The 14053-nt window shown below is 35.1% G+C and carries 13 protein-coding genes; 8 read left to right on the plus strand and 5 right to left on the minus strand.

Annotated elements, in window-relative coordinates:
- Nucleotides 1–15: 15 nt before the first annotated feature.
- Entirely contained in the window at nt 16–1620 is a 1605-nt protein-coding gene (locus ISP02_RS01340; RefSeq protein ID WP_195721804.1) for a BCCT family transporter, read from the plus strand.
- Between the two features lie 127 nt (nt 1621–1747).
- Here ISP02_RS01340 and cudC read toward each other — a convergent pair whose 3' ends face one another.
- Nucleotides 1748–2305, minus strand: coding sequence for a choline uptake/conversion transcriptional regulator CudC (gene cudC, locus ISP02_RS01345; RefSeq protein WP_195719875.1), 558 nt, complete (start codon nt 2303–2305; stop codon nt 1748–1750).
- A gap of 203 nt (nt 2306–2508) precedes the next feature.
- Between cudC and betB the strand changes: the two genes are divergently transcribed.
- Both betB and betA read left to right on the plus strand, forming a co-directional pair.
- Entirely contained in the window at nt 2509–4005 is a 1497-nt protein-coding gene (gene betB / locus ISP02_RS01350) for a betaine-aldehyde dehydrogenase (RefSeq protein ID WP_195719876.1), read from the plus strand.
- Nucleotides 4006–4050: 45 nt separating this feature from the next.
- Nucleotides 4051–5736 (plus strand): choline dehydrogenase, encoded by a 1686-nt coding sequence (gene betA / locus ISP02_RS01355; RefSeq protein WP_195719877.1) that lies wholly within the window; start codon nt 4051–4053, stop codon nt 5734–5736.
- A gap of 378 nt (nt 5737–6114) precedes the next feature.
- Here betA and ISP02_RS01360 read toward each other — a convergent pair whose 3' ends face one another.
- Nucleotides 6115–6438, minus strand: coding sequence for a hypothetical protein (locus tag ISP02_RS01360; RefSeq protein ID WP_195719878.1), 324 nt, complete (start codon nt 6436–6438; stop codon nt 6115–6117).
- A gap of 94 nt (nt 6439–6532) precedes the next feature.
- Nucleotides 6533–7900 (minus strand): MFS transporter, encoded by a 1368-nt coding sequence (locus tag ISP02_RS01365; RefSeq protein WP_195719879.1) that lies wholly within the window; start codon nt 7898–7900, stop codon nt 6533–6535.
- Between the two features lie 124 nt (nt 7901–8024).
- Here ISP02_RS01365 and ISP02_RS01370 point away from each other — a divergent pair, with 124 nt between their 5' ends.
- A complete protein-coding gene (locus ISP02_RS01370) occupies nt 8025–8462 on the plus strand; it encodes a GNAT family N-acetyltransferase (protein ID WP_195719880.1) in 438 nt (145 codons plus the stop codon).
- Between the two features lie 207 nt (nt 8463–8669).
- Nucleotides 8670–9977: an MFS transporter gene (locus tag ISP02_RS01375; protein WP_195719881.1), complete on the plus strand. Its 1308-nt coding sequence runs from the start codon at nt 8670–8672 to the stop codon at nt 9975–9977.
- Nucleotides 9978–10032: 55 nt separating this feature from the next.
- On the opposite strand, the gene ISP02_RS01380 is transcribed toward ISP02_RS01375, so the two are convergent.
- Entirely contained in the window at nt 10033–10890 is an 858-nt protein-coding gene (locus ISP02_RS01380) for an oxidoreductase (protein ID WP_195719882.1), read from the minus strand.
- A gap of 72 nt (nt 10891–10962) precedes the next feature.
- Between ISP02_RS01380 and panB the strand changes: the two genes are divergently transcribed.
- From panB to panD, 3 genes are read left to right on the plus strand one after another with little or no spacing between them, the layout of a single operon-like run.
- Complete coding sequence (panB, locus tag ISP02_RS01385; RefSeq protein ID WP_195719883.1) at nt 10963–11778, plus strand: 3-methyl-2-oxobutanoate hydroxymethyltransferase; 816 nt, start codon at nt 10963–10965, stop codon at nt 11776–11778.
- Nucleotides 11775–12626, plus strand: a complete 852-nt coding sequence (panC, locus tag ISP02_RS01390) for a pantoate--beta-alanine ligase (RefSeq protein ID WP_195719884.1) — start codon at nt 11775–11777, stop codon at nt 12624–12626. The genes panB and panC overlap by 4 nt, the downstream gene beginning before the upstream one ends.
- Nucleotide 12627: 1 nt before the next feature.
- Nucleotides 12628–13011: an aspartate 1-decarboxylase gene (gene panD / locus ISP02_RS01395; RefSeq protein ID WP_195719885.1), complete on the plus strand. Its 384-nt coding sequence runs from the start codon at nt 12628–12630 to the stop codon at nt 13009–13011.
- Between the two features lie 49 nt (nt 13012–13060).
- Here the strand turns inward: panD and ISP02_RS01400 are convergent, their stop codons facing one another.
- Nucleotides 13061–14002: a nucleoside hydrolase gene (locus tag ISP02_RS01400; protein WP_195719886.1), complete on the minus strand. Its 942-nt coding sequence runs from the start codon at nt 14000–14002 to the stop codon at nt 13061–13063.
- Nucleotides 14003–14053: the final 51 nt, after the last annotated feature.

The following is a 14053-nucleotide window of genomic DNA, read 5'->3' on the forward strand; positions in this document are numbered from 1 at the left end:
AGAAAAGGAACGCTTATGGATTGGCCTACATTTATAGGTGCCTTTGCAATTTTACTTATTGCAGTTATACCTATGATGGCCTTTCCAAAAGCCAGCCAAGAAATAATTACGCAAATGAACGAAGTTGTGACGAGTTCATTAGGTGTAGCTTATTTAGCTTTGGGTTTAGCCGTATTGGGATTCGTGTTATACATAGCATTTGGTAAATATGGCAATGTAACTTTAGGAAAAGCAACTGACAAACCAGAATTCAACACTTTTAGTTGGGCTGCTATGCTTTTCTGTGCAGGGATAGCATCTGATATTCTATATTGGGGATTAGTAGAATGGGCTTTTTATTATCAATCTCCACCTCATGATGCAAAACCTTTTAGTAATGAAGCATTACAATATGCATCTATGTACGGTATGTTTCACTGGGGGCCAATCGCGTGGGCGACTTTCGTCTTACCAGCATTGGCAATTGGATATCAAATCTTTGTAAAGAAAAAACCAGTTTATAAAATAAGTCAGACTTTAAGACCTGTACTTAAAGGTCAAACTGATGGGTTTCTAGGTAAACTTATCGATGTATTATTCATCTTTGGTCTAGTAGGTGGGGCTGCAACTTCACTTGCATTAGGTGTACCTATGATTTCATCTGGTTTAGAGACTTTATTTGGTATTAACGGTGATAGTATTATTACTAAAGCTATTGTACTCTTTACGATTACCGTAATTTTCGCCTATAGTTCTTACTCTGGACTAAAAAAGGGTATTAAAGTATTAAGTGATTGGAACGTTATATTAGCCTTTGTATTGCTAGCATTCGTGCTTATAGCAGGACCTACTATGTTTATTTTAGAAATGTCAGTAACGAGCATTGGTAACTTATTTAAGAATTTCTTCCAAATGGCAACGTATTTACAACCTTTAGGTCAAATTAAAGGTCATGCCGATAATAAGTTCCCTGAACAATGGACAGTATTCTATTGGGCTTGGTGGTTAGTTTACGCACCATTTATCGGTTTATTTATAGCCCGTATTTCTAAAGGTAGAACATTGAAAGAACTAGTTCTAGGTACTTTAATCTACGGTACATTTGGTTGTATGTTGTTCTTCGGTATATTTGGTAACTATGCATTGTTTTTACAATTATCAGGACAATTTGACGTAGTACATTCAATTAATACTATCGGTACTGAACCAACACTCATGAGAATATTAAGCCATTTACCATTTTCAAAAGTAGTCATTGCACTATTTTTAATTTCGGCATTTTTATTCTTAGCAACTACATTTGATTCTGGTTCATATATATTAGCTGCAGCTTCTCAGAAAAAAGTTGTAGGTGAACCATTAAAGCCAAACCGTCTATTTTGGGCATTTGCGTTATGTTTATTACCATTTTCATTAATGCTCGTAGGCGGTCAACGTTCAATGGAAGTACTTAAAACGGCTACTGTTGTTTCAAGTGTGCCACTGCTCGTCATATTTGTAGTCATGATGGTCGCGTTTTTAAAGACATTATCAAACGACAGACTAAAGCTACAACGCCGTGCCGACCGTTATAAAGAGGTTGAAAGAAGATCGTTACGTATTACTCAAGTAAGAGAACGTCATCAAGACGATAATTTATAACAATAAAAAACAGCGAAGTATTCAAGTCAACTAGAATTCTTCGCTGTTTTTTAATTAGGCGGTAATTTTAGACACTAAAATAGCCTTATAGATTCGACAAAATCCATAAGGCTTAATCATTTTTATGTTACTCAGGTTTGCGAGCTTCAGGTATTGGAAAATATTTAAATATTTCACCCGAATCGATTGCGTCACTAAGATTTTCCAACCATTCATAGTATGGCAATGTGTCTATTAATTGGTGTTTAATTTTTGTTGCTTGTTCTTTTTCGGCTTCATTTGCTTGGCTATCGTCTAAAATTTTATCTAATAAAGATATCGCTTTATAGACACCTTCTCTATTAATTTCAATTTCACGGCTCCATTTTTGAGTGAAGAAATTATTAAAGAAGTTAAAGAAGTCTTTTTCAGCAACAAAATGTTGCTTTCTACTTCCTCGAGTAAATTGCTGTTTGACAATGTGGAACTCTTGTAACCTTTTGACACCAGCGCTCATACTTGGTTTGCTCATTTGAAGTTGTTGACGCATTTCGTCTAATGTCATGCTATCTTCAAATAACATTGTGCCATATAAGTTGCCAACGCTACGATTTATGCCATATAAATCCATAGTCGCACCAATAGCATTGATAACTATATCTTTAGCTTGTTCGACTAAAACTTCTGGTTGGTCTTTATTTGACATGTGATGCACCTCCAAATCTGGATTATTAAACTTAATTTTTTAATATGTAATATTTTTCTCAATATTAACATACTATAGCACAAACCTATATCAGTCATCTATAACGTTCTATGAGAGATTTGACATAGCTTTAAATACTATGCTAACATAATTCTGTAAAATTCGTTAAATAAAAATTTAACAAACTTAACGGAGGTAATTTGATGCAACTTGTAAACAATTTATCTCGTCGTCAATACATTGATGGTGAGTGGGTAGACAGCTCTAATAATGCAACACGTACTATTATTAATCCATATAATCAAGAAACAATTTTAGAAGTAGCAGAAGGTACAATGGAAGATGCAGAACGCGCTATCTTAGCTGCAAGAAGATCATTTGAAGATGGAGACTATTCACTAGCGACAACAAGTGAACAAAGAGGACAAAAAGTTAGAGAAATCGCTGATGCCATTAAAAATAATAAAGAAGAATTGGCAAAACTTGAAACTTTAGATACAGGAAAAACACTAGAAGAATCATACGCGGATATGGATGATATCCATAACGTATTTATGTATTATGCAGGGTTAGCCGATAAAGATGGCGGAGAAATTATTGATTCTCCAATTCCAAATACTGACAGTAAAATTGTTAAAGAGCCAGTCGGTGTCGTTACTCAAATTACACCTTGGAATTATCCTTTATTACAAGCTTCATGGAAAATTGCGCCAGCATTAGCATCTGGTTGTTCATTAGTAATGAAGCCGAGTGAAATTACGCCATTAACGACAATACGCGTATTCGAATTAATGGAAGAAATTGGTTTTCCTAAAGGAGTTATTAACTTAGTTCTAGGTAAAGGTTCAGAAGTTGGCGAACCATTATCAGCTCATGAAGAAGTGGACTTAGTATCGTTTACGGGTGGTATTAAAACTGGTAAGCATATTATGAAACAAGCGGCAGATCATGTTACGAATATCGCATTAGAATTAGGCGGTAAAAATCCTAACGTAATTTTTGCTGATGCAGATTTTGACTTAGCTGTAGATCAAGCGCTAAACGGCGGATTCTTCCATGCTGGACAAGTATGTTCTGCTGGTTCAAGAATCATTGTGCATAACGACATCAAAGAAAAATTCGAGCAAGCGTTAATCGAACGTATCAAAAATATTAAATTAGGTAACGGTTTTGACGAAGATACTGAAATGGGTCCAGTCATTTCACAAGAACACCGTGACAAAATCGAAAAATATATGGAAGTTGCCAAAGAAGAAAATGCAACAATCGCTATCGGTGGTAAACGTCCAGATAGAGAAGACTTACAAGATGGTTTCTTCTTTGAACCAACTGTAATTACAGACTGCGATACTTCAATGCGTATCGTTCAAGAAGAAGTATTTGGTCCAGTAGTTACAATTGAAGGGATCTCTACTGAAGAAGAAGCGATTGAATTAGCCAATGATTCAATTTATGGACTTGCTGGAGGCGTCTTTACTACAGATGTTGGTAAAGCTGAACGTGTCGCAAACAAATTGAAAATGGGTACTGTATGGATTAATGATTTCCATCCTTACTTTGCTCAAGCACCCTGGGGCGGTTACAAACAATCAGGTATTGGTAGAGAGCTTGGTAAAACAGGTTTAGCTGAATATCAAATTGAAAAACATATCTTAAGAAATACACAACCTGAACCTGTAAATTGGTTTGGTAAACAGTAAAGAAAAATAGCAAACTTTGATTATAATACGGGAGGACATATATAAATGAGAGAAGCATATGATTATATTATAATTGGTGGCGGTAGTGCCGGATCAGTTTTAGGAAGTCGTTTAAGTGAAGACCAATCAAAAAACGTTCTTGTACTAGAAGCAGGACGTAGCGACTATTTCTGGGATTTATTAATTCAAATGCCAGCAGCGTTAATGTATCCAGCAGGTAACAAATTATATGACTGGATTTATGAAACAAATGAAGAACCATTTATGAAAGGCCGTAAAGTTGGACACGCACGTGGTAAAGTACTAGGTGGTTCTAGTTCTATCAACGGTATGATTTATCAACGTGGTAATCCAATGGACTACGAAAAATGGGCGCAACCAGAAGGCATGGATGGATGGGACTATGCACATTGTCTGCCATACTTTAAACGTTTGGAGAAAACATTTGGTGCAACTAAAGACGATGAATTCCGTGGTCATCATGGCCCAATTAAATTAAAACGTGGACCAGCTACAAATCCATTATTCCAAGCATTTTTCGATGCGGGTGTGGAAGCAGGTTACAACAAAACACCTGACGTAAATGGTTTTCGTCAAGAAGGCTTTGGCCCATTTGATAGTCAAGTACACAATGGTAGACGTGTATCAGCCTCAAGAGCTTATTTACACCCAGCAATGAGACGTAAAAACTTAGACGTTCAAACACGTGCATTTGTTACTAAAATTAATTTTGAAGGTAATAACAAAGTAACTGGTGTGACTTTCAAGAAAAATGGTAAAGAACATACAATTAATGCGAAAGAGGTTATCTTATCAGGTGGGGCATTTAACACACCACAATTATTACAATTATCAGGTATCGGTGATTCTGAATTCTTAAAATCATTAGATATTGAACCACGTATTCATTTGCCAGGTGTTGGTGAAAACTTCGAAGACCATTTAGAAGTATATGTGCAACATAAATGTAAGCAACCAGTTTCATTACAACCAAGTTTAAATAAATTCAAAATGCCATTCATCGGTTTACAATGGATATTCGCGCGTAAAGGTGCAGCAGCATCTAATCACTTTGAAGGAGGCGGCTTTGTTCGTTCCAACGAAGAAGTTGATTATCCAAACTTAATGTTCCATTTCTTACCAATAGCTGTAAGATACGATGGACAAAAAGCACCTGCAGCACATGGTTACCAAGTACATGTAGGACCGATGTATTCTAACTCTCGTGGTAGCTTGAAGATTAAATCAAAAGATCCATTCGAGAAACCTAACTTTGTCTTCAACTATTTATCAACTGAAGAAGACAAGCGCGAATGGGTAGAAGCAATTAAAGTAGCTCGTAATATCTTATCTCAAAAAGCATTAGATCCATATAATGGTGGAGAAATTTCACCAGGACCAGAAGTACAATCGGATGAGGATATCTTAAACTGGGTTGCTAAAGATGGCGAAACAGCGTTACACCCGTCTTGTAGTGCTAAAATGGGACCAGCTTCAGATCCAATGGCCGTAGTTGATCCAGAAACAATGAAAGTGCATGGTATGGAAAATTTACGTGTCGTAGATGCTTCAGCGATGCCACGTACTACAAATGGTAACATTCATTCACCAGTATTAATGATGGCTGAAAAAGCAGCAGACATTATTCGTGGTAAAAAACCATTAGACCCTGAATATATCGATTATTACCGTCACGGCGTACACGATAAAGACGCTGGAACAATAAAATAAATATTTATCAGTACAATTAATTTCTGACTAACATAAAAAGGCAATTTCTATTTCAAAAATAGAAATTGCCTTTTTTACATTAAAGTGATAGAAACATCATAAAATAAATACAATAATATGAATTTTATATTTTAAAGTTGAGACTCAACAAAACGCCATAATAGATTTTGAGTACTACGCCTGACGGAAATAAAGAAACTCGAGACTATAGGCTCAAGACTATTCTGTAGGAAAGCGCAGCTCAAAATATGTATCTTAAAATAATAAATGGGAAATACGATTTTACCATTCTTCAATAAACAAGGCTTATTTTGTTATTAAAAAAGCCAATCAACATGCATTAACCATGAACATGTTGATTGGAGCTTTGTATTATAATTATTTAACAATGTTATCTATCAAGGCATCGTAGTTATCTTCAAGAATAGCCTTGAAATTAAAAGTAGATTCTAAATCATTAATTAAAGTTTGGTTATCAAAGTAATTGATTTGTTTAATATCATTAATAATTAGGCCAATACCATTTAAGTCATCATGATATAAGTCGTTTTTGTGCGCAAGTTCTATTAGGCTATCGGCAAGCTTTTTTACATAATTATTATTATCGAGCGCTGCTGTACTACTGTCGATGACTTTCTTGTGTTTATCGATAATAACGAGTTTCGTTTCTTCAGCACCGAATTGTGCGACAAAATAATTCATTACTATAAATTCCTCCTCAAATATGTGATTAAAAATCACTATAATTGTATACCCGTTTGGTTATTTCTTATTCAATAGAAAGAGAAATTTATATTTATGCTTTAGCCAATGAACGTCTATTTGCAAAAGTCATAATTAAAATAATAACTCCAAGCGAAGCGCAGAATATACCGTCATAATGAATGCCGGCAGTGATGTCTCCGCCTTTAAAAAAGATTCCATTCGCAGTAGAAGAAACGATTGCACCAATATACATAAATGTTCTTAATAATCCAGCAGACATACCGATACTTTCTTTAGGTGCTTGATTATAAAGAGCGTTTTGGTTAGCTAAATTCATTAAACCTTGTGGAATACCGAATAATGCTGCTAATAAAACAAGTATAATTATTGAAGTTTCAGGATTAATCATCGTAAAACTTATCATTGTAATAATACCGGCTAGAGTACCGATATAAAGTTTGTTTTTAGAAGATAAACTGCTACCAGTATATTTTGATGCAATAATTGCGATAACAAACATTGGTAACATTAACAATCCAGCATGAGTAGGAGACAAGCCCCTGCCTTCTTCTAACCATTGTGTATAACCATATAATACGCTGTAAGAAATAGTTTGAGTTAAGGTTGAACGTATATACGTATTGTTTAATGCGGCATTATGAGCCAATAATCGTACATCGATAAATGATTTTTTAGATTTTAACTCAACAAAAATAAATATTATAAAGGTAATAATTCCAATGATTAATAAATACAAGTTTTTAATTGATGGTTCAGTAAAATATAATATCCATGATACTAGAGTGATTGCGAAAAGAGCCATACCAATAAAATCAATATAAGTTCTAAGTGCGGCGATTTTGCCTAAAGATTGATTGACTTTAGGGAAATAAAGGACGCCAAAAATAATACATAATATTGATAATGGTATATTAACGAAGAATATTGCTTCCCAACCACCGAAATTAATTAATAAACCACCTAAAGTAGGGCCTATCACAGATACAGTTTGGTTGGAAATTGCCAAAATTGTCAGTATACCACTAGGACTATCTTTACCAGTACGTTCGCCTTCATATTTAATGAGATACATTGCTGAAGGATAACCAGCACATGTACCAATACCAATTAAGAAGCGCGCAAGTACTAGTCCGTAAAATGAGGGGGTGGCGATGGCAAGTATGCTTGCTAAACCAACTAAACTGGTTGCGAATAGAAATAACCCTTTAGGACCAAAGACGTCTATTAATTTACCAATAATGGGTTGACCAATACTCGTAGCCAAATACAATGAGGTCACAAGCCAAGCCGTCTGATAAAAAGGAATGTTAAAAGCATGTGCTATAGGAATCATAGCAATGGCTAACATAGAAGAATTGATTGGATTCAATATGGAGCCGAGTATCATTGGTGGGTATAATTTTTTGTTAAATGTGAGCGCATTTGATGAATCACCCATTTTTAACATCTCCTTATCTACTCGAAGTCTCAACAACTATAATATGTTAGACTAATAAATTGAGAAAGACAAATGATTGAACTTGTGACCTATGTCACCGTTAATTATAAGGAGGATTATTATTATGGAAGTAAGTCTAGCAACCAAAAGTGATTTGAATGAAATATATAAAGTACAAACAAAGGCCTTTGAAGAGTCTGTTCTTGTAACTCATCGTTTAACAGAAGAAGAGATTCAAAATTTATCTCAAATGGCACTAGAAGACGGGGGCCATTATTACGCTTTGAAGGAAGACGATCAACTTGTAGGATATACCATGCTAGCTGTGAAAGAAGATAATTTAACAGGTGACAAATATGGTTTTATTTATGAATTGTATGTTATGCCTAAATTTAGAAAACGAGGTTATGGTAAACAATTGATAACTTTCACCAAACAACATTTTAAACAGTTAGGTTATGATAAACTTCGTTTAAATGTATATGTTGGCAATGATGCGCAACAACTCTATAAAAGTTGTGGTTTTGAAGAACGTAACATAACAATGCAATTGAAATTATAATTAAATAATGAATTTAAACGGGATAAAGAGTAAATTAAATTATCAGAAAATTGTGTAATTGGTAACCGGCTCATTGTTGGTGTAACAACAGTTTGAGTTCGATATTATTGATTTAGGGTAAAAATCAAATTGACAACGCTTTCAAATAGCGTTAAAGTTTTAATATTTAATGATTCAAGTATATGTTCAAAGGGTGGGGAATATAAGATGAAGAATTATCGTTATTTTATCATCGTTATGATTATTGTTATGACTATGATAAATTACATTGACCGTGGAGGTATCTCCTACGCGCAAGAAGATATTATTAAAGAATTTGGATTTGATAATGTTGCTTGGGGAGCTATCTTAGGCTACTTTGGTTACGGGTATATGTTAGGTTCACTATTTGGTGGTGTACTATCTGATAAAAAGGGGCCGAAGTTCGTATGGATTGTTGCTGGAACATTATGGTCACTATTCGAAATAGCGATGGCTTTCGCAGGCGAATTAGGTATGGCTATTTTTGGTGGTTCAGCATTAGCAGGATTCGGTATGTTAAGAATTATATTTGGTTTTGCAGAAGGTCCGATCTTTTCTACAATTAGTAAAACAAACGCCAACTGGGCAGCACCTAAAGAGCGTGGTTTACTTTCAGCTTTAGGCTTAATAGGGGTACCACTTGGTGCATTAATTACTGCTCCAATCGTTTCAGGATTATTAACTATTACAAACTGGCGTGTATTATTTATATTAATGGGTGTTCTAGGATTAATTTGGGTTGTTATTTGGGCTAAAGTCTTTACAGACTATCCAGAAGACAATAAAAAAGTATCGGCTAGAGAAGTTGAAGAAATTCGTTCAACTGAAGATACGATTAAAGGTGAGAAAACTGTAGAAACAGAACAAAATGCTCACGAAAAATGGTATCACTTCTTTAAAAGTCCGACACTCATTTTCAACACGATAGGTTACTTTGGTTTCCAATACATAAACTTTTTAATATTAACTTGGACGCCTAAATATTTACAAGATGAATATCATTTTGAGATTCAAGCGTTATGGTATTTAGGTATGATTCCGTGGATAGGGGCAGTATTTACAGCTTACTTTGGTGGCAGATTATCTGACTGGTTACGTCAGAAAACAGGCAGTTTACGTATCGCAAGATCTGGTTTAGCTATTTTTGGAATGACGTTAGCGGCGATTTGTTTCCTTATCATTCCAACTACCGACAATATTGCCTTGATTTTAATATTAATGATGTTAGGTAATGCATGTGTGTTTTTACCAAATGCGGTATATTGGGCAGTTGTTATCGATACGGCTCCAAAAAATTCAGGCACATTTGGTGGTATTATGCACTTCTTCGTAAATTCTGCGACAATTATTGCACCAACATTAACAGGCATTTTAGTATCTGCCTATGGTTATGGTTCTATGTTCGTATCAGCAGTTGTTGCAGCTGTCATTGGTATAGTAGCAATGAGCTTCGTTAAACCAGGATTGAAAAAAATTAAGATACAAACAAATTAATAAAGATAACAGAAGCTGAGACTTGATTAATGTCTCAGCTTCTTTTTGCGGATTACTAATTGTGCAAATAACCATGGAGTAAAGTATAAGTTGTTGTAATAGTTGGTATAGCTAAATTATGTTTTTGACCTGTACGGTATATATACCCTTGAATCGCTTCTACTTCTATTGGTCTCCCAGCACTTATGTCATAATACATACTAGTACCCATTTCGTCTGGATATCCTTCGTAAATAGTCATGATTTGCGTCACAATGTCTTCCGGCAAGTTCACGCCTTCTGTTAATGCAATTTGAGCACCTTCGTCGATTAATTGGCGACATAAATGATTTACTTTATTATTTTTAAGTACTTTTGCTGTCGATCGTGTTAATGCAGTGACAGTATTAATGCCTAAGTTAACGAGTAATTTATACCAAATCGTGTCTTCTATGTGTTGCTCTAGTTTTAAGTCTAAGTTTGTCGGAGCTAATAGTTGGGCTAGATCACGTGTCTCTGGGCTATCTTGAACGTGTAAACGCTCATCTCTAAAATGGGTCACGGTATTTTGCTCTTTCTGACCACTAATATAAACGACAGCTTGATAGACGTTCGGCAATGCTAATGTTTCTAAATTTGTACGCCCGTTTTGCGCTAACATTATAATGCTATCTTGGTGTGTAATACGTTTAATATCTTCTATTATCGTATCTAGTTGATATGTTTTTACTGCCACAAACAAGACATCAACTTTAGTTGTCGTTGCTGCTGAAGATTGCACTTGTAATTGGTGCATAGGCATGTGATTTCCCGGGTAATATGATAGTGTTGCGTTCTCTCTACCTAAGAGTAACGTATCGCTAAAGTGTTGTTGTAACTCAAAGGCAATAGTTGATCCTACTGCACCGGGACCAATAACGGCGAATTTTGTCATGTTTAGTACTTCCTTTTTTTGTATGAATTCTATATACTATTGCTAATATTATAACAAATAAGGAGAATAATATTGAAAACTTTAAATCAATTATTATCAATGAAAGAACAAAAAGAGAAAATTTCAATGATTACTGCTTATGACTACCCAAGTGCAAAACAAGCCGAAGCAGCAAGTATAGATACAATTTTAGTAGGTGATTCTTTAGGGATGACCGTATTAGGCTATGACAGTACAGTAGAAGTAACGCTCGAAGATATGATTCATCATAGTAAGGCTGTAAGACGAGGTGCACCAAATACTTTTGTAGTAGTAGATATGCCGTTTGGTACGGTTGGTGTTAGTGAAGAACAAGATTTATTATTAGCGAAACAGTTATACCAACAAAGTAATGCTAATGCTATTAAAGTTGAAGGGACACACATTGCGCCCTTTATCACACGTTGTAGTAATATAGGTGTTCCTGTCGTGGCACATTTGGGTTTAACACCTCAAAGTGTTGGAATTATGGGATATAAAATGCAAGCCTCTACTTTAGAAGCAGCTGAAAAGTTAATACAAGATTGCAAAGAAATGGAACAAGCCGGAGCAGTCATGGTTGTATTAGAAGCTGTGCCAAGTGACCTTGCTCACAAGATTAGTGAAACATTAACGATTCCTGTTATAGGTATAGGCGCCGGTAATGGTACGGATGGACAAGTGTTAGTTTATCATGATGTACTAAATTATGGAGTTGAACGATCAGCCAAATTTGTTAAACAATTTGGTGACTTTAGCATTGGTATAGACGGACTTTCTCAATATCATCAAGAGGTTAGGGAAGGCACATTCCCTTCAGCTGAACACACATACAAGAAAAAGATTTGGGATGAGGTGACACCAGATTGACAGAAGTAATTACTGATATCATAAAGATGCAAACTTTAATGTCAGAGTTTAAACGGCAAGACAAGACGATAGGCTTTGTACCTACTATGGGCGCATTGCATGATGGTCATTTAACTATGATGAAACAATCTTTAAAAGAACAAGATATTACAATTATTAGTGTATTTGTTAATCCCCTGCAATTTGGTCCAAATGAAGACTTTGATGCTTATCCTCGCCAAATCGAACAAGACGTGGCAATGGTTAAGAATATAGGCGTCGATTATGTATTTTATCCAGCTACAGAAGAGATGTATCCAGGAGCTATAGACGTTAATGTTACGGTTGGTAGATTGGCAACAGTATTAGAAGGTGAAAAAAGACCAGGGCATTTTGACGGAGTAGTTACAGTCGTCAATAAATTGTTTAACATAGTGCAGCCGGATGTCGCGTATTTTGGCAAAAAAGATGCACAACAATTGGCGATTGTCGAAAAAATGGTCATAGATTTCAATCACAATATTACAATTCGTGGAGTGGATATAGTTAGAGAAGCGGATGGTCTTGCTAAAAGCTCACGTAATGTATATTTGACTGATAAAGAACGTAAAGAGGCGCCTCATTTGTATCAAAGTTTGAAACTAGCCGAACGTTTATATCAAAATGGTGAGCGTAATAGTGATACAATTATAGCTGAAATTAATCATTATTTAACACAAAATACAAGCGGTCATATCGAAGAAGTTGCGGTATATAGTTATCCTGAATTAATCGAACAACAGCACATTTCAGGTAAAATATTTATATCGTTGGCAGTAAAGTTTTCACAAGCTAGATTAATCGATAACGTTATAATAGGAGATAACTAAGATGATTAGAACAATGATGAATGCAAAGATTCATAGAGCTAGAGTAACAGAATCCAATTTAAATTATGTAGGTAGTATTACTATTGATAAAGATATACTTGAAGCGGTAGATATTTCACCTAATGAAAAAGTAGCAATTGTTAATAATAATAATGGTGCACGTTTTGAAACGTATGTTATTGAAGGCGAAAGAGGTAGTGGGAAGATTTGTTTGAATGGTGCTGCTTCAAGATTAGTCGAAGTAGATGATGTTGTTATCATTATGACTTATGTTCAATTGAACGAAGAAGAGTTAATTAATCATGCACCTAAAGTAGCAGTTATGGATGAACAAAATACGATTACTCAAATGATACATGAGCGTGAAAATGAAACAGTCTTATAATATATCAATAAGAGACCTAAACATAATGTTTAAGGTCTCTTTTAATGTTTTAATGGATAACTTTTTTAGCTAGTGAAGTGATATAATTAAAAAAAGCATCATGTTCAACGTGATTTACTAGATTTATTTCTCGACCATGTACTTCGTCTATATAGGTTTTGCCTTGACTAGGACCGTTAGTAATAACAGAAGCTTTAACTTTTTGTTTTTTTACAAGTTCGGGTTTGCCTATATAAGCAGTAGTTAATACATCCCATAAGAAATAAGTTGAATTAGTTTGGAAATGTGTGAGTGGTGGCACGGCGGCATAACAAACGCCTAAAAAATCTACACCGGTATGATGACGTTCTTGTGCCCACATTTTTCTTACTTTCCATGTTAAAGGCACTTGGTTCGTACTTTCTAACGCTATCATCTCTATAGGTATAGAAGTTTTGAAAACTGCAGCAACAGCTTCTGGATCCCAGAAGGCATTCCACTCGGCTGTGCCATCATGTTCAGGTTCTTCAACATTACCTTTATCTAAAAATGTGCCGCCCATCCAAACCAATCGCTCGATTTGATTTTCGATGGAAGGTTCCAATGATAAAGCTTTTGCTAAATCAGTAAGTGGACCTGTAAATAATAGTGTAACCTTGCTTGAAGATTGTTTTAATTTTTGGACAATATCTTCGGCGGCTGTATGGGTCGTTTGATATGACAAATCATTTATCGCTTCATTGAGAATAGGCAAGGAATCTATGAAAAATGCATGCATACGCCATTCTTTTGGGAGGGGGTTTTTTCCTCTTTCAGTAGATGCAGCCACATCTAGTTTAGTTTGACCAAAACGGGTGATGATTTTTTGAGAAGCACTAGTAGCAGGTTCTACATAGCTATCTGCACCAATAGCACTTACACCGATAAGATTAATATCGTCCATTTGTAATAGTAAAAATAATGAGATTAAGTCATCTACGCCACCATCATGATTAAAATAAATATGTTTCATATTTCGATCCTCCCTTTACTTTTATACTAATTTTATTATAGCATGGTGTGT

Origin of the sequence: Staphylococcus durrellii, assembly GCF_015594545.1 — a bacterium.
Taxonomy (GTDB): Bacteria; Bacillota; Bacilli; order Staphylococcales; family Staphylococcaceae; genus Staphylococcus; species Staphylococcus durrellii.